The organism is Rhizobium sp. LjRoot254 (assembly GCF_964254105.1).
Taxonomy (GTDB): Bacteria; Pseudomonadota; Alphaproteobacteria; order Rhizobiales; family Rhizobiaceae; genus Rhizobium_E.
Genome location: NZ_CAXUSM020000001.1, coordinates 4808330 through 4832278 on the forward strand (window position 1 = coordinate 4808330; position 23949 = coordinate 4832278).

General features: G+C 62.5%; 21 protein-coding genes. 4 read left to right on the forward strand and 17 right to left on the reverse strand.

The window, feature by feature from the left end; translation table 11 throughout:
- Nucleotides 1-8: 8 nt before the first annotated feature.
- From ACSQ26_RS23780 to ACSQ26_RS23790, 3 genes are read left to right on the forward strand one after another with little or no spacing between them, the layout of a single operon-like run.
- A complete protein-coding gene (locus ACSQ26_RS23780; RefSeq protein WP_436013300.1) occupies nucleotides 9-1085 on the forward strand; it encodes a tartrate dehydrogenase in 1077 nt (358 codons plus the stop codon).
- Between the two features lie 10 nt (nucleotides 1086-1095).
- Nucleotides 1096-2193, forward strand: coding sequence for a tartrate dehydrogenase (locus tag ACSQ26_RS23785; RefSeq protein WP_436013302.1), 1098 nt, complete (start codon nucleotides 1096-1098; stop codon nucleotides 2191-2193).
- Nucleotides 2190-3203: a PdxA family dehydrogenase gene (locus ACSQ26_RS23790; protein WP_436013304.1), complete on the forward strand. Its 1014-nt coding sequence runs from the start codon at nucleotides 2190-2192 to the stop codon at nucleotides 3201-3203. Before ACSQ26_RS23785 ends, ACSQ26_RS23790 begins: the two co-directional genes overlap by 4 nt.
- Here ACSQ26_RS23790 and ACSQ26_RS23795 read toward each other — a convergent pair.
- The 16 genes from ACSQ26_RS23795 to ACSQ26_RS23870 all read right to left on the reverse strand — a co-directional run bounded on the left by ACSQ26_RS23795 (nucleotide 3200) and on the right by ACSQ26_RS23870 (nucleotide 20388).
- A complete protein-coding gene (locus tag ACSQ26_RS23795; protein ID WP_436013306.1) occupies nucleotides 3200-3745 on the reverse strand; it encodes a chromate transporter in 546 nt (181 codons plus the stop codon). The genes ACSQ26_RS23790 and ACSQ26_RS23795 overlap by 4 nt on opposite strands.
- A gap of 1 nt (nucleotide 3746) precedes the next feature.
- Complete coding sequence (locus ACSQ26_RS23800) at nucleotides 3747-4307, reverse strand: chromate transporter (RefSeq protein WP_436013308.1); 561 nt, start codon at nucleotides 4305-4307, stop codon at nucleotides 3747-3749.
- A 52-nt stretch (nucleotides 4308-4359) separates the two neighbouring features.
- Nucleotides 4360-5127 carry an SDR family NAD(P)-dependent oxidoreductase gene (locus ACSQ26_RS23805; RefSeq protein WP_436013310.1) on the reverse strand — a complete coding sequence of 256 codons (768 nt, stop codon included), beginning with the start codon at nucleotides 5125-5127 and terminating at the stop codon, nucleotides 4360-4362.
- A gap of 8 nt (nucleotides 5128-5135) precedes the next feature.
- A complete protein-coding gene (locus ACSQ26_RS23810; RefSeq protein ID WP_436013312.1) occupies nucleotides 5136-6506 on the reverse strand; it encodes an MmgE/PrpD family protein in 1371 nt (456 codons plus the stop codon).
- Nucleotides 6503-7999: a tripartite tricarboxylate transporter permease gene (locus ACSQ26_RS23815; protein WP_436013314.1), complete on the reverse strand. Its 1497-nt coding sequence runs from the start codon at nucleotides 7997-7999 to the stop codon at nucleotides 6503-6505. Before ACSQ26_RS23815 ends, ACSQ26_RS23810 begins: the two co-directional genes overlap by 4 nt.
- Nucleotides 7999-8481 (reverse strand): tripartite tricarboxylate transporter TctB family protein, encoded by a 483-nt coding sequence (locus tag ACSQ26_RS23820; RefSeq protein ID WP_436013316.1) that lies wholly within the window; start codon nucleotides 8479-8481, stop codon nucleotides 7999-8001. Before ACSQ26_RS23820 ends, ACSQ26_RS23815 begins: the two co-directional genes overlap by 1 nt.
- A 59-nt stretch (nucleotides 8482-8540) precedes the next feature.
- Nucleotides 8541-9509 (reverse strand): tripartite tricarboxylate transporter substrate binding protein, encoded by a 969-nt coding sequence (locus tag ACSQ26_RS23825; protein WP_436013318.1) that lies wholly within the window; start codon nucleotides 9507-9509, stop codon nucleotides 8541-8543.
- 52 nt (nucleotides 9510-9561) lie between these two features.
- A complete protein-coding gene (locus ACSQ26_RS23830; RefSeq protein ID WP_436013320.1) occupies nucleotides 9562-11004 on the reverse strand; it encodes an MmgE/PrpD family protein in 1443 nt (480 codons plus the stop codon).
- A gap of 18 nt (nucleotides 11005-11022) precedes the next feature.
- Nucleotides 11023-11694 (reverse strand): FCD domain-containing protein, encoded by a 672-nt coding sequence (locus ACSQ26_RS23835; RefSeq protein WP_436013322.1) that lies wholly within the window; start codon nucleotides 11692-11694, stop codon nucleotides 11023-11025.
- 129 nt (nucleotides 11695-11823) lie between these two features.
- Nucleotides 11824-12780, reverse strand: a complete 957-nt coding sequence (locus tag ACSQ26_RS23840; protein ID WP_436013324.1) for an NAD-dependent epimerase/dehydratase family protein — start codon at nucleotides 12778-12780, stop codon at nucleotides 11824-11826.
- A gap of 34 nt (nucleotides 12781-12814) precedes the next feature.
- A complete protein-coding gene (locus tag ACSQ26_RS23845) occupies nucleotides 12815-13801 on the reverse strand; it encodes a glycosyltransferase family 2 protein (protein ID WP_436013326.1) in 987 nt (328 codons plus the stop codon).
- Between the two features lie 61 nt (nucleotides 13802-13862).
- Complete coding sequence (locus ACSQ26_RS23850) at nucleotides 13863-14813, reverse strand: glycosyltransferase family 2 protein (RefSeq protein ID WP_436013328.1); 951 nt, start codon at nucleotides 14811-14813, stop codon at nucleotides 13863-13865.
- Nucleotides 14814-16256: an MOP flippase family protein gene (locus ACSQ26_RS23855; RefSeq protein WP_436013330.1), complete on the reverse strand. Its 1443-nt coding sequence runs from the start codon at nucleotides 16254-16256 to the stop codon at nucleotides 14814-14816. It lies immediately after the preceding gene.
- Entirely contained in the window at nucleotides 16253-17113 is an 861-nt protein-coding gene (locus tag ACSQ26_RS23860; protein WP_436013331.1) for a hypothetical protein, read from the reverse strand. Before ACSQ26_RS23860 ends, ACSQ26_RS23855 begins: the two co-directional genes overlap by 4 nt.
- Entirely contained in the window at nucleotides 17100-18410 is a 1311-nt protein-coding gene (locus ACSQ26_RS23865; protein ID WP_436013333.1) for a hypothetical protein, read from the reverse strand. Before ACSQ26_RS23865 ends, ACSQ26_RS23860 begins: the two co-directional genes overlap by 14 nt.
- Complete coding sequence (locus tag ACSQ26_RS23870) at nucleotides 18400-20388, reverse strand: acyltransferase family protein (RefSeq protein ID WP_436013335.1); 1989 nt, start codon at nucleotides 20386-20388, stop codon at nucleotides 18400-18402. Before ACSQ26_RS23870 ends, ACSQ26_RS23865 begins: the two co-directional genes overlap by 11 nt.
- A gap of 189 nt (nucleotides 20389-20577) precedes the next feature.
- Between ACSQ26_RS23870 and ACSQ26_RS23875 the strand changes: the two genes are divergently transcribed.
- Nucleotides 20578-21549: a glycosyltransferase family 2 protein gene (locus ACSQ26_RS23875; RefSeq protein ID WP_436013337.1), complete on the forward strand. Its 972-nt coding sequence runs from the start codon at nucleotides 20578-20580 to the stop codon at nucleotides 21547-21549.
- A 15-nt stretch (nucleotides 21550-21564) separates the two neighbouring features.
- Here ACSQ26_RS23875 and ACSQ26_RS23880 read toward each other — a convergent pair whose 3' ends face one another.
- On the reverse strand, nucleotides 21565-23916 hold the full coding sequence (locus ACSQ26_RS23880; RefSeq protein WP_436013339.1) for a GNVR domain-containing protein: 2352 nt from the start codon (nucleotides 23914-23916) through the stop codon (nucleotides 21565-21567).
- Between the last annotated feature and the right edge of the window lie 33 nt (nucleotides 23917-23949).

Genomic DNA, 23949 nt, shown 5'->3' on the forward strand with positions numbered 1-23949 from the left:
TCGCCATCGTGAGAGAATATAGCATCGCCGCCATTCCCGGTGATGGCATCGGCAAGGAAGTCATTGCCGCCGGCCTCGAGGTTCTGAACGCCTGCGCCACCCGAGACGGCCAGTTCTCGCTCAAGGTCGAGAATTTCCCCTGGGGCTCGGATTTCTACAAGGCCCATGGCGTGCTGATGCCCGAGGGCGGCATCGACCAGTTGAAGACGTTCGACGCCATCTATTTCGGCGCCGTCGGCGCGCCCGATGTGCCGGATCACCTCACCCTCTGGGGCCTCCGCCTCGCCATCTGCCAGCCTTTCGACCAATATGCCAATGTCCGCCCGACCCGCATCCTACCCGGCATCACTAGCCCGCTGGCAGGCGTGACGGCCGACGATCTCGACTGGGTGATCGTGCGTGAAAACTCCGAAGGCGAATATGCCGGACAGGGCGGCCGCTCGCATCGCGGCCTGCCGGAGGAAGTTGCGACAGAGGTCTCCATCTTCACCCGCGCCGGTGTCAGCCGCATCATGCACTTTGCGTTTGAACTGGCACAGAAGCGGCCGCGCAAGTTTCTCACCGTGGTGACCAAATCCAACGCACAACGCCACGGCATGGTGCTCTGGGACGAGATTGCCCGCGAGGTTGCCGCCGATTTCCCCGACGTTACATGGGACAAGATGCTGGTCGACGCGATGACCGTGCGCATGACGCTCAATCCGAAATCGCTCGATACGATCGTCGCCACCAACCTGCATGCCGATATCCTGTCGGACCTTGCTGCGGCGCTTTCGGGATCGATCGGCATCGCGCCGACGGCGAATCTCAATCCGGAGGGGCGCTTTCCCTCGATGTTCGAGCCGATCCATGGTTCGGCCTTCGACATAACGGGCAAAGGCATCGCCAATCCGGTCGGCACCTTCTGGTCGGCCGTGATGATGTTCGAGCATCTCGGCGAGCCGGCAGCGGCCGCGAGGCTGATGCGTGCCATCGAGCGGGTCACGGCCGATACCAAACTTCACACACCGGACCTCAAGGGCACGGCGAACACCGCAATGGTGACGGAAGCGGTCATCGCTGCCATCCTCGGCGACAACACCTGAAGGAGTTGATATGTCCAATCATCTCAAGATCGCGGTCATTCCCGGCGACGGCATCGGCAAGGAAGTGGTGCCCGAGGGGTTGCGCGTGCTGGAGGCGGCAGCCAGCCGCTTCGACATCGACTTGGCCTTCGATCATTTCGATTTCGCTTCCTGCGACTATTACGCCGCCCATGGCAAGATGATGCCGGACGACTGGAAGGCCAGAATCGGCGGCCATGACGCGATCTTCTTCGGCGCCGTCGGCTGGCCGGATACCGTGCCGGACCATATCTCGCTCTGGGGTTCGCTGCTACAGTTCCGCCGCGAATTCGACCAGTATGTGAACCTGAGACCGGTGCGGCTGATGCCCGGCGTGCCCTCGCCGCTCGCCGGGCGCAAACCGGGCGATATCGACTTTTTTGTCGTGCGGGAAAATACCGAGGGCGAATATTCCTCGATCGGCGGCAGGATGTATCCCGGCACCGAGCGCGAGATCGTCATCCAGGAAACGGTGATGAGCCGGATCGGCGTCGACCGCATCCTGCGCTATGCATTCGATCTCGCACAAAGCCGCGGCAAGAAGCATCTCACGTCGGCAACCAAGTCCAACGGCATATCGATCACCATGCCCTATTGGGATGAACGGGTCGAGGAGATGGCAAGCGCCTACCCTGATGTGCGCTGGGACAAATATCATATCGACATTCTCTGCGCCCATTTCGTGCTCAATCCGGATCGCTTCGATGTCGTCGTCGCCTCCAATCTGTTCGGCGATATCCTCTCCGATCTCGGCCCGGCCTGCACCGGAACCATCGGCATCGCGCCGTCGGGCAATATCAATCCGGAGCGCAGGTTCCCGTCGCTGTTCGAGCCGGTCCACGGTTCGGCGCCCGATATCGCGGGCAAGGGTGTTGCCAACCCGATCGGCCAGGTCTGGGCCGGCGCGATGATGCTCGATCATCTCGGCCACCCCGAAGCTGCCAAGGCGATCGTCTCGGCTATCGAGACCGTGCTCGCCGATCCCACCTCGCGGACCCGCGATCTAGGCGGCACGGCCAGCACCGAGGACTGCGGCAAGGCGATCGCGGCGGCGTTGAAAAATCCATCCAACCAGACGAGGGCAGCATGAGCACAGAACTCCCCGTTATCGCGCTCACGCCGGGCGATTGCACCGGCATCGGTCCGGAACAGACCGCGCGGATTCTCCACGATGGACGATTGAGAGATGACGCGCACGTGGTCGTGGTCGGAGACGCCAGGGTGATGGAACTCGGCATGCGCCAGGCGGGTGTCTCCTTCGCGCTCAGGCCCTATGCCCGGCCCTCTGCCGTGGACTGGTCTGATCACTCCGTTCCGATCATCGACATTGGCAACACCGATCCGTCGCTCTACCCGCCGGGCAAGAACAGCGCCGAATCCGGACGCGTCACGGGCGAGACGCTGGCGCGTGCCATCGATTTCGCCAAATCAGGCGAGGTCGAGGGCGTTTCCTTCGCGCCGCTCAACAAACGCGCCATGTATGACGGCGGCTGGAAATTTCCCGATGAGCACAAGATGTTCGCCCATCTGCTCGGCCATCAGGGCTATTTCAGCGAGATGAACGTGCTCGACAATCAGTGGATGTCGCGCGTCACCTCGCATGTCTCGCTTCGGCAGGCCGTGGAACAGGTCACGGGGCCTGCGATCGAGGCCGCCATCGAGCTTGCCACGACGATGATGCGCAAATCAGGCATCGACGCACCGCGTCTGGCGGTCGCAGCACTCAATCCACATGGCGGCGAAAACGGTCTGTTCGGCACGGAAGAAATCGAAATCATCCGCCCGGCCGTGCAGGCCATGGCCGCGAAGGGCTATGATTGCCAGGGGCCGTTTCCGTCGGACACCGTCTATCTCAAGGCCTTCGCGGGCGATTTCGACGGCGTGCTGGCGATGTATCACGACCAGGGCCAGATCGCGACCAAGATGAAGGGGTTCAACCGTGGCGTCACCGTCACCGCCGGCCTCGACACCGTGTTCACGACGCCTGCGCATGGGACTGCCTTCGACATCGTCGGACAGGGTATCGCCAATACCGGCGCCATCGAAAACGCCATCAAGCTGGCCAGCCGGCTGATCCGGTTCAAGCGCCTCGCGAATTAGAAGCCCTGCCATCCTCCCAAGGCAACGGCGGCGATTGCGCCGCCGAGGGCGAGTACGATCAATACCGGAAACTTAGGAATGAAGTAGAGGATCGCTGTCGCGAGGCAGGCGATCGACAGGCCCAGCAGGCCGCCGTTTGTGACCCTGAACAGCGAAATCACGCCCGCCATGATCAGGCCAATTCCAACGGGCGCCAGACCCTCGCGCATCACCCGGTGCCATTTCTTTTCGCGATGCGTGTTGGTCCAGCGGAATACGGCGTAGCATAGCAGCGAGGACGGCACGAACAGCGCAAGCGATGCGACCAGTGCACCGAGCCAGCCCGCCACGTGCCAGCCGATCACCGTCGCCAGCACCATGCCCGGCCCCGGTGCGGCGCGCGAAACGGCAAACAGATGGATGAAATCTTCGGCACTCAGCCAGTTATGGACATTGACTGTCTCGTTCTGAATGCCGGCGATGATGGCGCCACCGCCGCCGATCGAGGTCAGCGAGAACGGCACGAAGACGAGGATGAGGCCGGTGATGATGCCATCGCGCATGTCAGGTGCGCCTCCAGACCATCGCCACACTGATCGGCGCCATCACCAGCGCCACCGGGATCAGCGGCCATTGGAGCACGCCGGCCAGAAGTGCCGTGACAGCGATGATGATGATCGACGGCGGAAAGCGCGTGGCGCGCCTGATGCCGTGGGCGCACATCAGGAGCAGCAGACCGATCGCCGCAAACGCTATGCCATCCGAGACAACCGGCAGCAGTGGATAGCCGGCTAACAAATCAAAGAGCTGATAAAGGCCGATGACCGTAAAGAATGGCCCGATGAGAAATCCCGCAACACCGACGATGGAGCCACGCGGGCCGCGCAGCTGCTCGCCCATGCAGATCACCAGATTGACCACATTGGCGCCGGGCAGCATCTGCGAGATCGCCAGGCTGCTCGCAAACGTGTCCTCGTCGATCCACTGCTTGCGCAGCACGAACTCCTGATAGAGCCATCCCGACAGGCCACCGCCGAAGCTCAGTATGCCGATCTTGAAGCAGAGAAGAAACAATTCGGCCAGGCTTGGCGGCGTGGTCGGCGGGGCGGGTTCTGACAAAGACATCGGCAATGTCCAGGGATTCTGAGGCTTGGAATGGAGGGTGCCAGGATCGATCCTATGGCAGGAACGCGCCCCCGTTGATATGCAATGTCTGGCCGTTGGTGAAGCGTGCGTCGCCGCCGGCGAGATAGCGGACGGCCGCCGCGACTTCTTCAGCCGTTCCCCGCCGCCCGACGAGCGTGCGCGTGGTCTGGTGATGCGCCGGCTCGGCTCCTCCGCCTGAAGACGCGTGCTGGCGATTGGTGTCGATCATGCCGGGCGATACGAGGTTGACGGTGATGCCGCGCGGCCCGAGTTCGTGGGCCAGGGCCTTGGTCAGCCCGTCGAGACCAGCCTTGGCCGATATCACATGGGCGCGATTGGGTGCGCCGGTATAGGCGGTCAGCCCGCCGATATTGATGATCGACCCATGTCCGCTGGCCAGCAGATGCGGGATCGCGGCCCGGATCATCAGGAACGCGCCATCGAGTGTCACGCCCATGACGTCGCGCCAATCGGTATAGGACAGTGTTTCGACGGGTGCCTCGCGGCGAATGGCGGCATTGTTGACCAAGATGTCGAGCCGGCCGAGCGCCTTGACGGTCTGGTCCACCAACCGCGCTGCGTCATCCTCGCGCGAGACATCGCCGAGCAGGACGGTGGCGCGGCATCCCAGTGCTTCGACTTCGCGCGCGACAGCGTCCGATGCCGCCTGATCCGATCGGGCGACGATGGCAATATCAGCGCCGGCGCCCGCCAGCGCCAGCGCGATGGCGCGGCCGATATTGCGGGCTGCGCCGGTTACCAGGGCGACCTGCCCCTTGAGATCCTGTCTGTCTGCCATGTCGCTGCTCACTGTCTTGCCGGTGAAAGATCGACGCTGCCGCCATTGGCGATCCGGTCGAGCGCTGTCTTAAGGGACTGGATGGCGCCATCGCCGAAGCCGCCGAAACGGAGATTGGCTTCGAACTTGGCCAGCAGTTCCGTGTCCGGCAGCGGTTCATGGGCACCACCGCGCATGTAGGGCTGGTGGAATTCTTGTACGGTGCCATCCTTCAGCGTGGCCTTGATATGGCCCGTGAAGTTGCGCGGATAGGGATCGTTCGGATCGATGACGTAGGAGACCTTCGCGGCCAGCGCCCGCACGGTGGGGTCCTTCACCCGCTCGTCGGTGAACTGGCCGAGGCCGGCCTGCCCATCGATGAAACCGACAGCGACGCAATAGGGCGTCGAGAACTTGCCGGCATAGCCGTTGGGCGGCCTGTGCTTTTCCGCAAGCGGCTCCCAGAGACGGTGGACCGTGCCTTCGCCGACATTGCAGCTGATCGATACGATGTCGTCAACCTTGACGCCTGCTGCTGCGAGCTTCATGGCGCAGTCGATGAAGGGCTGGGTCATGGTTCCGCAGGCGTAGGGCTTGAAGGCCAGCGTCTCCAGAATCCATTCGGTGCCGAGGCCGTCGATCAGCTTCGAAAAGTCCGGCGTCTTGGATGGTGCGAAGGCCTTGTACATGCCGTTCGGGCCATCGAAAACCGTCACAGGACCGGTGAACCCGCCCTCGGCCAGAAGTGCGGCCCGCAAGCCGGCCTGCGCGGCGGCGCCGGCATGCAGCCGCTTGGTCGAGCTGCCGTCAGTGAGATACTCGATGATGCCCGAAGCCAGGCTACCCGAAATGCCGAGCGCGCGGCCGATCGTTTCCGAGTCGAGACCGAGAGCGGCACCCACGGCGGCGGCGGCGGCGGGTGCGCCGAAGATGGCGGTCGGGTGGAAGCTCGCCTTGTGGGTCGCCTGCGGAGCCACAAGGCTCATCCGGCACATGAGTTCCGTGCCGACGGCGATGCCGCGCATCACGGCATCTCCACTCAGGCCGCGCTTTTCTGCAATCGCCATGACCGCCGAGACGACGACGGCGCCGGCATGGATCGGGCCGCCCTCGAACGTGTCGTCGAAATCCTCGCCATGGGCCGCAGTGCCATTGACCACGGCTGCATCATAAAGGCCGAGCGTCCGCCCGTGGCCGAAGGCGGTGCAGGGACCATCATCGACAGCACTCGCCAGTGCTGCCTGCACATAATCGGTATCGCGGGCGGCGATTGCCAGGGCGATGATATCGAACACCAGCCGGCGGCAGATGACTGAGGCTGCCTTCGAGGGCTGAGCGTCGGCGGCGAAGGCGGCCAGCTTGGACGCAACAGGCGCCGACGCAGGTACCAGGATATTCATGGATGGGCTTCCTCTAACTTGCTTTTGCGGACCTCGAGGATTTCCCGCCGCAGCGAGAAGATCACGAAGATCAGGGCGAGGGACAGAAGGATGACGGCGATCGGATCTTCAAGGAAAACCATCAGGTCTCCGCCGGAGAGCACCAGCGAACGCCGGTAGCTGGATTCGACCAGATGGCCGAGCACGACGCCGAGGATCATCGGCAGAACGGGGAACTTGGTCAGTCGCATGAAGTAGCCGAGCAGACCGAGTGCAAGTGCAAGACCGAGATCGAAGGTGCTGTTGTTGAGCGTATAGAGGCCCGACAGGATCAGCGCGAAGATGAAGCCGGCGCGATAGGGACGCGGGCGGTTCACCAGCCAGATACAGGCCGGCAGGATGATCATGCCGATGCCGATCTGGGCGATGATGGCGATGAACGAGCCGACATAGATACTGTCGATGACCTGGGCGCTTTGTTCGAACAGGCGCGGGCCGGGGATCAATCCGTGCATCAGCAATCCGCCGAGCAGGACGGCAGTCGAATTGGAACTCGGAATGCCGAAGCTCAAAAGCGGAATGAGCGCCGTGCTGGCCACCGTGTTGTTGGCGGCCTCGGGCGCGGCGACGCCCTCTTCCGAGCCCTTGCCGAACTTTTCCGGCTCCTTCGACCAGCGCTTGGCCTCGTTATACGACATGAAGGCCGCGATGGAGCCGCCGCCACCCGGCGTCAGTCCCTCGAACAGGCCCAGCAGACAGCCGATGAATTGCGAGCGCTTGAGCCTGTTCATGAGATCGAGGCTGGGCAGCTTGATGCGGATGCTGGAATTCAGCTTCATCACCGATGTCGAGCCGGACTGGCTCATCAGCTCCGTCAGCGCGAAGAGGCCGACCATGACCAGCACCGGCTCGATGCCGCCGAGCAGGTCCGGTGCATTGAAGGTGAAGCGGGTCACGCCCGAAATCGGATCGGTGCCGACGGTGGAGATCATCAAGCCGACCACCGCCGATGCGAGACCCTTGACCAATGACCCGCCACTGGTCGAGGCGATGACGCTCAGGCCCAGTATGCCGAGGCCGAAATAGGAGGCCGGGGTGAAGAGCAGTGCCAGCCATGACAGCGGCTCTGTGAGAAGGACCAGCATGGCGAGGCCGAACAGGCTGCCGACCACACCCGACATCAATGAAATGCCAAGCGCCTCGCCGGCACGTCCCTGGCGGTTCATCTCATAGCCGTCGATGACGGTGGCGGCCGACGAATTGGTGCCGGGAGTGCGGATCAGGATCGCCGGGATCGAGCCGCCATATTCGGCACCTATATAGACGCAGGCGAGCAGCGCGATCGCCATTGCCGGGTCCATCGTATAGGTGAACGGCAGGACCAGCGCCATGGTGATCGAGGCCGATATGCCGGGCAGCGCGCCACCGAGAATGCCCCAGGTGAGGCCGATAATGGCGACGAGGACGAGCGGTGTTCCCGTCAAGAGATGGGTGATGTCCCAGAAGGTGGCCATCAGAAAAGTCCTTGAAAGATCGAGCCCATGGGCTGATGAACACCGAGAAGCTTGACGAAGATCGCCCAGTAGAACACGCCGCCACCGAGGGCTGCGGCCGGGATCACCCAGGTTCTTGCTGCGCCCTCATAGAGTGCCACGGCGGCGATCATCAGCGCGGTTGCCAGGATGTAGCCGACGAAGGGAAGCAGGAGGACATAAGCCGCGCCGATCAGCAGGAAGCCTATTCCACGCGGCAGGCTCGCCTGTTCCTCGTCATCGTCCGACGGAGCTGCCTTTGCCGGTGCTGCAGCCCGGGCTACGAGCAGTGTCCGGGCGATCAGGATGACGCCGAGTATGGCGAGCACGAATGCCAGTGCGCGCGGCAGGCCGCTGGCTCCTACTTCATCGGCCAGCGTACTATCGGCGATGTAGGTGGACCAGGTGTAGTAAGTGCCCGATATGCCGAGCAGTGCGACGCCGCTCAAAAGGTCTTTGGTCATGAGGTATCCTCGGGGTGAGGTCGTCTGACCGGGGCCGGCGAACCGGCCCCGGATCACAATCACTTGACGGCGCCGGTGGACTTCAGGAAGTTTTCGGTCTTGGTCGCGAAATCATTGATGAAGGCCGGGTAGTCGTTGTGGCCGATCAGCTGCGGCACCAGCACTTCGGCGGTGTAAGCCTTGTTGTAGTCCGGATCGGCGAGGAGGTTCTTGACGGCTTCGTCCCAGATCGCGGCGGTTTCATCCGAAAGACCCTTGGGGCCGGCTAGGCCGCGGAACTTGGTCAGCGTGACGTCGTAGCCGAGTTCCTTGACGGTCGGGACATCCGGCTTGTCGGCGATACGCTCCGGGTTGAATGTGGCGAGAAGCGTGATCGTGCCGGCATCGAGCTGCGAGCGCAGTTCCTGGATTTCGCCGATGCCGATGTCGAGCGTGCCGTTGAGCACGTTCAGCATCATGTCGCCGCCACCCTCGTGGGTGACGATCGCAGGCTTCACGCCGGCCGAGACCTTGAGCTGCTCGGCTGCCTGGCGTTCGAGCGAAGCCGGGTTGGCCGCACCCCACTTGCCGCGCTCGTTCCTGGCGTGCTCGATGACGTCCTCGAGGCTCTTGAAGGGGCCGTCGGTGCGCGTGAAGATCACTTCGCTATCGACGAAGATGTTCACCAGCGGCTGCATGTCCTTGAAAGTGCTCGGCGGCGAGCTCATCAGCGAGGTGTAGATGTAGGTCGGCGTCGTCGCGTAGAAGGTGCTGCCATCGGGTTCCGCCGCAGCGACGCGCGCCATGGCCTTGGCGCCGCTGCCGCCCTGGACGTTTTCGACGACGAAAGTGGCGTCGATGTATTTGCCGAGATGCTTGGTCATCTCGCGCAGGAACACGTCGCTGCCGCCGCCCGGGCTCGAATGCGTGACCAGCGTCACGACCTTGACCGGGTATTTCAGCGGTTCCGCCTGCGCGACCTGGCTGGTGAGGAAGGCCGTGGCTGCAAGGCCGAGTGCGGCCTTGCCGATCATTCCGAGTATGCTCATTTCTCTCTCCCATTTGAAATGCCGTTTCTCCCAAACGGCTTGGTATTTTCGGTTACTCCGCAGCAGCCGCCTTGGCCGCATGGCCTTCAGGCGAGGTGCCGCTGATCAGTGAAATCATGCGGGCGACATCCGCGTCCTTGTCGATGCCGCGCACCAGCGCCAGCAATTCATCCTGCTTTGCCGCATCGATGACGCCCTCGGCGCACATGCGGAACTTGCCATCGAGGCCCTCGTCGCTGATCGGGTTGGATGGCCCGCCGCGATAGCGTTCGTCAGCCCATTGCACGAGGGTGCGTCCGTCTTTGGTGACGACTTCGATGCGCGAGCGGATCTTGTCGTAGCCCTGGGCGTCGATCTCGAGATCGTTGATCACGTCGGTGCGCGCCTGCAGGTCCTGCATCGCCTCGCCGGCGACGAAGGCGTCCTCGAATTCGTGATGGCTGGCGCGGCGGCACAGCACGATCATCGCGAGAAGCGCCGGCATCGAGAACTTGGCCTGCAGATGGTTCTTGGCGATCGGATAGCGGATCGGCTCGATGATATTCTTGCCGGCGAAGAAGCGAATCCGTTCGACTTGCTCGGGCTTGAGATCGTGATCCAGCACCAGCTTCAGCATCGCGTCCATGGACTGATGCGTGAGAATGCCCGACGGATAGGGTTTTACACTCACGCCCGGCGAAACGATGGTTAGTGGATTGCCGAAGCCGGCGTCCGCCTTGGCGGCGTCAAAGCCCTCGCCCATAACGCTGAAGAAGCCCCAGGTTCCGTCGAGTGCGGCGGGATCAGCTTCGAAACCCTTCGAGGCGAGGAGCGCGGCAGTGATGCCGTTTTCGCAAGCGCGGCCGACATGAAGCGGCTTGGTCATGGTGCCGAAGTTGACGCGGATACCCGATGCGAAACTAGCCGCGAGACCCAACGCATGGGCAAGCTTGTCGCCCGTCTGGCCCAGAAGCTTGGCGGCCGCAGCGGCAGCGCCGAACGTGCCGACCGTGCCGCTCGTATGGTGACCGCGGCGATAATGGCGCGGCTTCATCCATTCGGAAATCTTGCACTCGACCTCGAAGCCGACCTGGAAGGCCAACATGACATCGCGACCGTCCTTGTTGCCGAGTTCGCTGGCGACGATCAGCGCTGCCGTCAGCGGCGGAACCGAAGGATGCGTCAGCAGTCCATAGACATGGTCCGGATCGTGCGAGACCTGGGTGTCGTCCCAATCATGGGCGTGGCCCGATGTGCCCCATACCCGCCCGGCCAGCGCCGCCGGCACTTTTTTGGTGCCGCCGCCGGGCAGCGGCGCATCGCCCCGACCGCCCTGGCCGAAGGCGTCTTCGATCAGGATGCGGACGGATTGCTCCTGGCTGCCTGCCAGATAGAGCCCAACGGTGTCGACCATGCAGCGGCGGCCGATGACAAGCGCCTCTTCCGGCAAGTCGGCATAGGTCGTGCGCTCGATGAAACGTATGGCCTGCGCGGTGATGTCGGAATTGATCTGCACGCGTTCATTCTCCTTGATTTACTTGAGGTCCGTCGTCGTCGCCATCAGCCGTTCCTTGGCTGCCTCGACATGTCTTGTATGAGTTGCGAGCGCCCGGACGGGATCGCGCGCAGCGATCGCATCGACCATGGCGTGATGCTCCAAATGGGAGGCATGCATGGAATCGCCGAGCATCAGGTTGCGGGCACGGTAGAGGCGCAACTGCTTGACCAGCGTGAGATATTGCTGCGCCAGCGTGGGATTGCCGGTGCTTTCGACGATGAATTCGTGGAAGGCGAAATTGATCTTCACATAGGCTTCGAAATCATCGGCGGCGACGGCGACATCCATATCGGCCACGAAGGCCTTGAGCCGCGCGATACCCTCATCCGTGATCCGCTCCGCCAGCAATTTCCCGGCAAGGCCGAAGAGCACGGCGCGGACATCATAGACATCGCAGGCCTGCTGGGCGGTCAGCGTGCGGACGAAGACACCCCGGTTCGGAACCTGTTCGACGAGCCCCGACGAGTCCAGCGACCGCAGCGCCTCGCGAACCGGGCCACGGCTGATGCCGAAGCGCAGCGCCAGTTCCTTTTCGTTGATGTGGTCGCCGGGCTTGAATTCGCCACCCAGAATGACGCGCTCGATTTCCTGCTCCAGCAGCATCGGCAGCGAGTTCGACCTCAGAAAATCGAAGGCGGTGATTGTCATGGGCTCCTCCATGACGCGATGTGTAATATGCAGAATGCAGATTGTCAACAATCTGCAAAATGAATCTTGATGGCCTGTTATTCGATTATGGTCAGGCGGATTTGACTTCGAGGGAACGGCAACTGTTCGTCAGAGCTTGACCCGTCCACTGGCGATCAACCATTCGACCCCTTCCTGCACCGCCTGTAGCGAGGTGTATCGCGGGGCGAAGCCGAGCAGGCGCCTGGCCTTTTCCATTGAGCAGTTCGGGCTGCGGGCGATATGCTCCCAAGTGGCCTGCGCCTCGTCCGGTGCCTGGGTTTCCGCCCATCTCTCATACGGCAGGAATTCCAGTTTCGGCTCCCTCCCGAACCATGCCGCCATCGCTTCGGCATAGCCCCTGAGCGTCAGCGCCTTTTCCGACACGGCATGGAAGCTTTCCCCGACCGAGGCGTTCCAGTTGGCGATGGCGCTCATGAAGACGCCGGCGACGTCGTCGGCATGGACATGGTGGACGGTTTCAAGACCGAAATTCGGCAGTGCCAGCCTCTCACCGCGAGCGAGGATGGAAAAGACCGCGGGATTGAAATGGCCGGCCGGGTTCAGCGGATTCCAGCCGGGGCCGACGATATGACCGGGATGGATCAAGGTCACCGGGAAGCGTTCCACGCGTGCCATCTCTAACAAATAGGTCTCGATCTGCGCCTTCTGCAATCCATATTCGCCGAACGGCTTCTTCGGCGCCTCCTCCGGGGTCGGCACGACGGCGGAGAAGCCATGAGTCCATATGGTCCCGGTGTGCAAGAAATGGCTGACATGACCGGCAAGCGCCTCGACCAGTTGCGTGGCGCTTTCGGGCGTGAAGCAGATCATATCGATCACGATCTCGCCCTTCAGGGCCAGGATCTCCTTGCCGAACGTGCCGGCTTTTTCGAGCGCCTCCCGGTCCATCTGCCTGCGGTCGACGCTTTGCCAGGCGCGATGCGGCCGATAGGGTTCGGCCTGGCCGCGGCTGATGGCGATCACCTCATGGCCGGCCTCGACAAGGCGCGGCACGAGATAGGTGCCGACATGTCCGGTCGCTCCGATGACGATTACACGTGCCATATCGCTCCTCCTGTTTTACCGACGCCAGCAGCGTTCAGAAAGGCCGGCGGACCCGGCTGTCGGAGATACGCTCGCTCGCAAGATCCGGCAATTTCGCTGCGCCGCGGCGCTCCCTGTTCCTGGTGCGCCGCCTGATCCAGACATCCGAAAGCACGCGGTAGTAATGGTTCGGCACGACGATCTGCAGCAGGACGACCATTGCGAATCGGGGGGAATAGGCGCCTCTTGACGCAGCCTTGAGATAAAGGCCCAATGCCCGGAGCGGCGCGGTCTGCATCAGGCTCTTGGCCTCGTGCCAACCCTTGTAGCCATGGTAGGCGCGTGCCGGGATGTCGGGTCGCAGGTCTTCCAGCCATTTGAGTTCGCCGAGAGGCCGCCTGATATCGGAAAGCCGTTCGTGATCGAGATCATCCGACCAGACGACGCCCGGTGCATGGGCCATGACAAACGCATACCCCGCGAGATGGAGCCGCACGGCGAAATCGGTGTCGTCGCCGAATTTCGCGTCATCCCGATAGCGGATCAGCTTCGCGGTTTGGCGGGACAGGCAGACGCCGCTCGTCTGGACGAAGCCCCGGTCGCACATGAGGTAGGTCGCCATGTCCTCGCCCGGCGATATGGCGCGTGGCGGCTTGATGAAATTGCCATGGATGCCGCGCGTCGCAATGATCGGGCAATAGGCTACCGATCCGGGCGCATTGCGCAGCATGGCATGCATGGTCGCCAGATGATGCGGAAGAAACACATCGTCCGAATCGAGAAAGGCGACATAGGTGCCGGTGGCGCGGTCGATGCCGGCGTTGCGCGCGGCACTCGCGCCCTGGTTCGATTGCCTATGATAGCGGATGCGGGGATCGGAGAAGGTATCGACGATGCTCTTGATGTCATCGACCGAGCCGTCGTCGATCACGAGGACTTCGAGATCGGCGAAATCCTGGCGAAGCACGGACTCCACGGCTCTCTTCAGCAGCGAAGTCCTGTTATAGACCGGGATGATCACGGAGAATTCGGGCTTCGTCATGCGACGGCTCGCTCTAAAATCTTCAAATATCTTTTCCGGGGCCAGTTGCAAAGGAATGCTCCTAGCGTCCGAACTTCGCGACGAAGCTGTTTACCACCGTCCGGTAGAACGATCTAGGCAGGAACGCCCTCAGCATCTGCCGGGCGGTCACGCGCGTGGAAACACCGCCATACATCCAGCCATTGAAGAGATCGCGCATCGCCACGAACGGCTTCACCGGCCCCATATGATAGGCAAGCACCGTCGCGCGGTAGCCGATCCTGGCCTTCTGGGTCAGCATCGGTTCGGCGCGGGTCAGCCAGTTGAGAGAGGTCTCGTAACCCTTGACGTAGGATGTGCGGCCCGCCTCGGTATCGTCGAACCAGATGGTCAGCGGCTCGTTGAGCATCCTGAAGACGGCGCCCGCCCGCTGCAGCCGGATGCAGAAATCGAGGTCCTGGCCACGTCTTAGCCCCGGGTCGAATTTCACCCGCTTGGCCAGCGGCGCCGGCACGACCAGCGTCGAGGTCTGGATGAGCTGGTTGGCGCAGAAGAGATATTCGCCGACGTCCTCGCCATCGGTGATCGGACGATCGGGCCTGACCCAGTATTTGTCCACGCCCCGGTCTACATTCATCGAGGAATAGAGGACCGCGTTGTCTGGCAGCGGAAATTCGCGGGCGTAACGCGCGAGCTTGCCGGGCATGAAGAGATCGTCGGAATCGAGGAAGGCGATGTACTGGCCGACCGCGTGCTCGATGCCGTTGTTCCTCGCCGCACCGCCGCCACCATTCTCCTGACGGATCAGGCGGATGCGCGGATCGCCGATGCCTGATATCGCCGCCTCGATATCGTCCTTCGAACCATCATCGACGACGACGATCTCGAAATCCTGGCAGGTCTGGTCGAGCACCGACTGCAATGTCCGGCCGATCAGATGCGCGCGATTGTAGACCGGCACGACAATGGTGAAGAGGGGTGAAGTCATCGCGATTATTTCCTTATGCGAGATATCGAGGCTGGCCATGTTCATTCAGGCCTGCCTCAGGCCGACGAGGCCCCACATTGCCAGGCACCATTTCCGATTGATCAGCCAGCTGAAGCCGAGATAGGCGGTCCCGCCGATCGCCAGGCCCACAGCGAGGCGCGGTAGCGTCGATGACAGCGTGTGCACGCTTGCAAGCGCGATGACGCAGGCGAGAAGGGTGACGAGAAGCGGTGTCGCCCACTGTTCGGTATAGGCCCAGATGCCGGCGCCGGTGACGGGCTTCACCACGAACCACCAGACGCCGAACGTGAAGCCTATATAGAAGAGTGTGAGGGCGCAGGCCACGCCAGCGGGGCCCCAGAGCGAGCCCAGGAGCACGGTGGGAATGATGAGAACGGTGACCGTGAGGCTCTGCGCCAGCGCCAGCCGCGAGCGACCCGTGCCGTAGAGCAGGCTTCCAACCGGATTGCCCAGCGCCCTGAACATGCCCCAGACAGCCATCAGCCCAAGCAGATCCGCGGACGCGCTCCAAGCCGGGCCGAACACCACTTCCACCACTTCATGGCGAAAGGTGGCGATGGCGCCATAGATCGGGAAATTGATCGACGATGTCATGCGGATCGTCGAGAGATAGACTCTGCGGAGCAGGCCCGGATCGCCCTGCGCCTGCGCGATCAATGGCGTGCCAACCCTCGTGACGATCGGGTTGGTCGCGAACATCACCTTCAGGCAGAGTTCGCGCGGAACGGTATAGAAGCCGAGCGCCGTACTGCCCAGCAACCGGCCGACGAGGATGACATCGGCCTGCACGGTCGCGGTGTTGGCGAGGCTGGTGCCGAGAAGATAAAGGCCGGATTTAAGATGCGGCTTAGCCTGGGAAAAGCTCAACCGCAGCCCCGGCCACCAGCCATCCCTCGCGAACAGCCAGTAAAGAAGGCTGTTTCCTCCCGCCAGAACGAGCACACCGGCGACGAGCGAATAAACGCCGAGGCCATTATAGGCCGCGACCACCGTCACAGCCGTACTCGCCAGCGCGGCCGTTATCTCGATAATGGCGATCGGCCGGAACGCCAGCCGCTTTTCCGCGAGAACCTTGACCTGCTGACCGAGTGCCAACAGAAGGAAAGACAGGCTGGCAATGGCGAGAGGCTCGGCCAGGCCCGGCTCGCCATAGAAGCCCGAAATCCAGGGGCTGGCGGCCCAGATCGCGCCGGACAGTAAAGCGCCAACCAGGACATTCAGCCAGTAGAGCGTGGACAGCACCTCGCGCGATATTTCGCGCGCATGGATGATCGAATTGGACACGCCGAGATCGGCGAACAACTGGATGAAGGCCGTCACCGTGAGGAGCATCGCCATCAGGCCGAGGTCTTGCGGTGAAATCAGCCGCGCGAGTACGATGAGCTGCAAGGTCTGGAGGATGACACGCCCGACGGTGACCGCCGTCGTCCATCTTACGGCGGAGTAAGCCTGCTTTTTCATGGTCATGGCCGCACCCCCGCATAGCCATAGGCTCGGACAATATTGGCGATCTGCTGGTCGTTGCCTGCCGTGGCGAAGCGGTTGCTGTTCTGGAGCGCCACCTCCTGTGAGCCCCGCCACTCATGAAAACGCTGCTTGCGCCCGACCTTGCGGATCTTGGCGCCGCCGAGGCGGACCATCCAGTTCAGCCAGACATCGTCGGTGCTGGGGCAAAGCTCCATGAGACGCGTACGGTCCGAGACATCCTCGTGGAACACGCCGGGCGGATAAAACACGCCGCCGACGCCGGTGAAGAAGAGATCCGGCGCCGGTTCGGTCTCGGTGATCTCGAAGGTCCAGCTGTCATAGGGGGCGAGGTCCGGCCCCGCGAAGGCCATGCGGTGGGCGCGGTAGCACAGCACCTCCCGCTCGCCCGGCTGGTAGGCCGCGCAGAAAGTCCTGAGCCAATGGCGTGGATAATAGACGTCGTCATCGGCGGTGACGATGAATGCATCGCCATAATCTGCGAGCGTGGGAATGATCTTCTTGTAAGAGCGCAGGTCGTCGGTGGCTCTGATCGTCAGCCCATGTTTTTCCAGCCGCCTGACATTCTCGGGCAGCTTGTCCATGTCGGCATGCGCGACCCATAACACCACGACATCGGCCGCCGTGTCCTGGGCCAGGATCGACTTGATCGTCAGATGCAGGACGTCGAACCGCTTGGGATAGGACGTCAGCGAAACCACCAGCCGTTGCGGCAGCGGATGCGCCGCGCCGGGTTTCAGGAAAGCCATCCGGAGGCTCGTCCAGGCGGCGAGGCCCCTGAGATAGGCCGGCCTGACGAACTCCTTGGCTTCGTCTTTCAGGATTCTAGGCATTTGCATCTTTCAGTCCCTCAACGAATGTCTTTCGCGCCAGCCGCGCCATCAGAGCCGCCATCACCAGTTGCCCGATGGCGATGCCGAGAAGCGAGTAGACCGGCGGCAGCAAGGCGAGTGCGATCAGCGCGCCAGCGATCGAAAATCCGCAGGATGTGACGCTGACCTTCGACAATTGCTTGAAATGCCGGGCTGCCTGCAGCAAAGCGCTGTTCGGCCCCTGCCAGACCTGGAACAGGCTGATGACAAGGAACAGCAGGACCGCGACTTCGACTTCACCCAGCGAATAAGCCGGCTTGATGATCACCGACGGAATGAATGTGATGACGGCATAGGCGAGCGCCGCTGTCGCGACCCAGATCGCCAACAGCGCGTGGAGAAAGCGCCGGCTTGTCGCGGCAGCCTGGGCCATATCGCCACTGGCGATCGCCCGGCCGAGGATGGGGATCTCGAGCTGGGAAAGTGACGACACCGAGAGTAGCACCGGTCTGACGAACAATGCGGCCGCCCCCATGGGCGCGAAGGCTGCCGGGCCGGCGAGTAGCGTGACGAGATAGGAATGGATATTCGCGGTCGATTCGGTGGTGACGACACCCAGAAGCGTCCAGCGGGACTGCCCGCTCCATATCTCCCGATATGAAACCAAGCTTCCCCACGATCCAAGCTGCCTGACCATAAAATCGCCGCCGAGGCAAAGGCAGCCGAGCAGGGTGGCGATGACGAAGGCGAAGGTGACCGTCTCCATGGTGAGCTTTCCGCTCCAGGCCATGGCAGCAACTGTGATCACCAGCGACATGGCGTAGACGATATCAGATATGCCCGACGAGGCCGGCCGCAGCATGGCGTAATTGTGCGCCCGGCCGAACCAGCGGATCATCGCGAGCACGGCGAAGATCGAAAACAGGGTGATCCAGCGGCCATCCGAGATCAGGGAACCGACGAGATACACGCCAAAGCCGAACACGAGCGCGAAAAGGGCGTTGGCGGTGAAGAACATGGTGCGCCGGTCACCATCCGAATCTGCATGGCTGCTGACCTCGACGGTGTAGGGCGTCGAGATCAGCGCGTTGGACAGGCCGAAACCGAATTGCACGACGATCATCAGGAAGGCGAAGGAGCCGAATTCGGCAGGCGTCAACGTTGCGAGCAGCATAAGTTGCACGACGAAATGTGCCGCCGAGACCGATGATGGTGCAAAGACCGCCAGGGCATAACGCTGAAAGACAGCGAATTTTGCCGGTTGCGAGCTTCCGGCCATCGCGTCCGCGTCGGTTGCAGCGCCGCTGTTCAGATCAAGTGCCATCGGTGCCCTCCACGGGCAGTGTCAGAACACCGCCCTCCCTGAGTTTTCGCGCCACGAGCTGCGACCCTCGTGCGGTCAGATGGCCGTAGTCCCACTGGATCGGAACGTCGCCGGCGATGGTCTGGCAGGAGGCAGTCTCAGTGGTGCATAGCATACGATAGATCGACACGTAGTCCGCTTGGGAGGCTCGCAAGGCAGCGCCAAGGTCACGGTCCGTCTTCTCCTTGTCCGGCAGCCGTGCGTTGACGAGCAACGAGGGATCGCGGCCGCTTGAGACCTGCGCGAGTAGCCGCGGCAAGGGCATGGCATATTCGGCGATCGGTCCGAGCACGACGACCTGGCCCGCTTTTCCCGCAAGCGCCTTGAGCGTGCGCTCGACGTCAGGAATATCGCTGTCGATCCATCGGGCCGACAGGATGAGCACATCCGGCCGGCTGGATTGCAGGAACGGGCCAAGCGCCATTTCCATCAGGTCGATGCAGGTCTTTTCCCCGCGCGTGCCGAGGACAGGTTTGCAGCCGGTCGATGTCGCCTGCATGACATTGGCACCCGGAAATTCGGTCTTCAGCCCGTACCACAGATCTGCGGCATGGCTGTCGCCAACGAGCAGGATGTTCGGCTTGCCCGACGCCGGTTGAAGGCATTCGCTTGCGTTGAAATCCGAGAGACGGTTCTGATGGCCGAAGAGGAAGCAGCGGCCTTTACGATACACATCGGCGTCGTCGTATGTGAGGAAACTCGCCAGCCTGTTGGTCGCATTGCTATCTGTGGAAAGCGGGGCGAACGATATGAGTGCCGCGATCAAAACGAGCGCCGCGCCGGCGATGCCGGTTCCGGCAAACAGCGCCGGTCGGGTAGCAAGAAACCGCTTCTCGCGGAAGGGTCGTTCGACGAAACGCCAGGAGACATAGGCAGCGGCAACGCTTGCGGCGACAAGCGCCCATGCCTCGGCGGTGCCGATCGGCACGCCGCGTGCCATGCGATAGAAGACCAGGATCGGCCAATGCACGAGATAGAGCGAATAGGAGATCTGGCCGATCCAGACCAGCGGGCCTGCGGAAAGTCCCGTTGTCACCGCGCTTCCGCCCTGACTGCCGACCGCGATCAGGGTCATGGCCGCAAGGCAGGGAGCCAGCGCGTAAAAGCCGGGAAACGCCATCTGTGGATAGAATCGCAAGGCGCTTGCAGCGATCAGCAGCAGCGCACCAGCGGCAGCCACATTTCGCATCCAGGCCGGCATGCCGGGGATCGTCACGAAGACCAGCGACGCGCCTGCCAGCAGTTCCCATGCCCTTGTGAGCGGAAAATAATAGGCGAAATCGCGGTCGTATCGCGTCAGCACGACGCACAGAACGAAGCTGGTCAGAGCAAGCAGAAGCGTCGTCCAGCGCGCCGCTGCCCGGCTCCGCCCGCCGAAAGCGGCCAGCAGCAGCGGGAAGAACAGGTAGAACTGTTCCTCCACGCCGAGCGACCACATGTGGACCAGCGGCTGGGTGCCGGCATCGGCTGCGAAATAGCCGGCCGAGGTCAGGAGATAGAGATTGGCGACGGACAGGATGGAGGCGGCCGCCGTCACGCCCGATGTCATCAGTTCCGTGGGAAAGAGCACGAAGGGCGCGATCACGAGCGTCACGGCAATGGTGAACAACAGGGCCGGGACGATGCGGCGGATGCGGCGTTCGTAGAAGCTGAGGATGCTGAATGCGCCGCGCTCGAGGTCGGCGCTGATCTGGCGGGTGATCAGGTAGCCGGAGATGACGAAGAAAATATCGACGCCGATGAACCCGCCGCGCAGAGGGCTGACGCCTGCATGGAAGATGACCACAACAGCCACGGCCAGCGCGCGCAGCCCATCGATATCGGCGCGATAGCCCTCGGCATGGGCCACTCCGTGCCCGGCCTTCGCCGCGCCCATGGGCACCGGATTGGCCAATGCCGGAGCCAGCCGGGCAGCCTGTTCGTTGCCGTAGAGCGTCATTCGGCGCCCTCCCGCGAACCGGTTTTACCAAGCGCTATGCACAGGGCTGCGCAGGTCGTCGCGACGAGATTCATCGTCGAGTTTCTGTTGCAATGCGAAAAGATGCTGTATGAACGGCTGATCGAACGCGCACCGCTATGAGCGATGCCGCAAGCCATTGAAAAACAATTCCTATCAGCAGGATGAAACATGAAAATCCTAGAGACCGGAGGACAAAGGGGAGATGAACGCACTGCGCCCGGAGACAGCCAGGCGCAGGTGCTGATCGCGATCCCCACCTTCCGCCGCCCGGATGGACTTCGCCGTCTGCTGACGGCAATCGCCGCGCTGGAGACCGCTGCCGACATCAAGGTCCTCGTCGCCGACAATGAAGGCGCCGGTGGCGCGGGTACGGCGGTCGTGAAGGAACTCGCCGCCGCTTATCGCTTCCCGATCGAGGTAATCGCCGTGCCGGAACGCGGCCTGTCGAGCGTCCGAAACGCAATGATCGCCTACGCGCGAAAGGACGAGACGCTCGACTACGTCGCCATGATCGACGACGATGAATGGCCGACGGAACGCTGGATCGATGACCTCGTCGCGATGCAGAGGCAGACCGGTGCCGGAATCGTCGGCGGCCCAAATCTGCCGGTCTTCGCGCCCGATGCGCCCGGCTGGGCCGCGCACTGCCCGCTGTTCGTGTCTGATGACATGCCCGACGGCCCCGTCGAGATCGTCTGGGGCACCTGCAATCTGCTGCTGCATAAATCCGCTTTCGCGCATTCCGATTCCAATCTTTTCGATCCGGCCTTCAATCAATCCGGCGGCGAGGACGTGGATGCCTTCATGCGGTTGAAGGCATCCGGTCATCGCTTCGCATGGTCGAGATCCGCCGTTGTCTGGGACGATGTTCCCGCGAGCCGCACCACCTTGGGATGGATCACAAGGCGGGCCTTCCGCATCGGCAATTCGAACATGCTCGTTCAACTTCGCTGGAAATACGGGCGGTATGGACACCTGCTCGCACTTCCCTCCACTCTGGCCGCCATCGCCGCCAATCTCGGTCTTCTCGCCGTCTTCTCCTTCTCGTCCGGCAAGCGCCTCACCTATTACTGCCGCCTCGTCAGGTCGTTTGGGAAACTCGCGTTCCTGACCGGGCTGCGCAGCTTCGAGTACAAGTGAAGGCACGCGTCCACGTCACTCCCGGTAATAGGATGCATACCGGGCGTGATAGAATTCCGACGAGCCGAACTGGCGATAGAGCTTCATCTTCTGGGCATCGACCTTGTTGAGGATGACGCCGGCGCAGCGCTTGGCGATGGTCGGATTGTGCTGCATCGTCCGCTTGACCAGGCCGCGTGCAGTCTTGCCCCATTCGACGACCAGCAGATAGGAATCGACCATCGCGGCGACCGCACGGGAATCCACCACCGGCACGATCGGCGGCAGGTCGAGGATCACATAATCGAATTCGCTGACCGCAAGCGTCAGAAGCCGCGCCATCGCGCCAGACGTGAGAAGTTCAGCGGAATGCGGAATCCGACGGCGAACCACCGCCGGCAGGAAGGCCATGCCCGTCTCGGGATCGAACAGCAGCAGTTCGGAGAGCGGCGCCCCCTCCTGCAGCGCCTCCAGTATGCCGCGCTCGGCGTGGCGTCCCAACTGCCGCGTCGCGCCGGGATTGCGCAGATCGGCATCGATCAGGAGCACGCGCGAACCCTGCGCCAGCAACTCGCCGAGATTGACCGAGATCGAAGACTTGCCCTCGCCCGGCAGCGCCGAGACGATGCCGACGACCTTTCCCTTGCCGCCCGGCGTCGAGACGTCGATTGCCATCTTGGCGCTGCGCAGCGTCTCGGCAAAGGCTGAGAGCGGATGCTCGAGCACATAGCTCGACACACTGTTTGCCTTCACCACAGATTGCGGCGGCAGGTCGAACACGTTGGGCGTGGCAAGCGGCACGGCGTTTGCCAGCGGCACCGATCCGAGGAATTCCAGCCCCAGGTTCTCGGAAACCTGATCGCCGGTGCGATAGAAGCGATCCCTGAATTCCCTCAGGCCCGCAACCCCCGCCCCGAGCAGCATGCCGGCGAGGCATGCGACCGCCAGCACCAGCGGCTTCTTCGGTGAACTGGGCTTTTCGGCAATCGCCGGGTTGGTGATGATACGAGCTTCGGTGACCGGGAACGACTGCTGCTGGATGGATTCCTGATAGCGCTGCAGGAAGGTCTGGTAGAGGTTCTTGTAGGTTTCGGACTCGCGTTGCAGCTCACGCAGTTGAACCTGCGCATCGTTGGCGGTCGCGCTCACGCCCATTGCGGCGGCGACTTGCTGTTCGATGGATTTCTGGCGGGAGAGAGCCACCTGATTGGTGCTTTGATAGCTCTGCGCGATGCGACTCAGTTCCTCGAACATCAAGCGCTTGTATTCACCCATCGCCGAGCGCAGCCGCGCGGCCTGGACGTGATTGGCACCAAGGCGGCCTGCAATGTCGGCCTGCTTGCGCGACGCATCGAGAAATTTCGTCCTGAGTTCCGATATCACGTCGCTTTCGATGGATTCGGTGACCGCCGCATCCAGGTCGCCGCTGTCAAGAATCGACTTGATCCGGTTGAACTTGGCCTCGGCATTGGCGGATTCTGCGCGCGCCGCCATCAGCTGGGTGTTCAACTGGGCGAGCTGCTGATCCGTGATCAGCATGCCGTCGGTCGCGATGAGCCCCTTCTCCGCGCGGAATTTCTGCACGGCTGTGTCAGCTTCCAGTGATTTCTGGCGAAGCTCGGCAATGCGATCATTGAGCCAGCCGCTGGCGCGCCTTGTTGCCTCGTATTTCGAATCGAGCTGGTCGGCCAGATAGGCTTCGGCATAGGCTTTCGCAACCGCTGCTGAGAGCGCGGGATCCGGTGAAGTATAGCTTATTTCCAGCACATAGGATCGGCCCACGCGGGTGACGCCGAGGCCGGCCAGGAGCTGTTCGACGATCCCCCGCTGTATCTGCGTATCAGTCGCCGCAGGAGGTTCCGAACCGAACCAGACGCGCGGATCGATCACCGACCGGACGGCCTGGATGGCACCACTCAACATGCCGGGTTTGCCGTTGACGAACAGATCGTTGTTCTCAAGATCAAGGTTCTTGCTGACAGCGAGCGCGATCTTTTCGGATTTCAGCAGTTCGACCTGGCTGAGAACCTGTCCTTCGTCTTCCAGAACACCGGTAACCGCCGTCATCTGATCGACGATCTTCTGGTTGCCCTCGTCGATCAGGATGCCTGATGTGGATGTAAACCGAGGTGTCGCGGTCAGCAGGAACAGGCCGCCGACCAGGATCGCCGCCAGGGCAAAACCCGCCACGACCCGCCACTGGCGGCGCACGATCGCAAGCAATTGCTCGAGGTCGATCGGATTGGTGATTTCGCTCGCCAATCCGTCGCGAAGCTCCCGGAACTCGGTTGAAGTTTGTAGCATCCGAAGGACTTCCTTTCCCTGGTGGTCCATGGCCGTACCGACATTGTCGATCCCGGCTCGGATGCCGGACGATGAAACCATCATCCCGGCATCCATGTCGCTGGCAGCTGGCTGCCC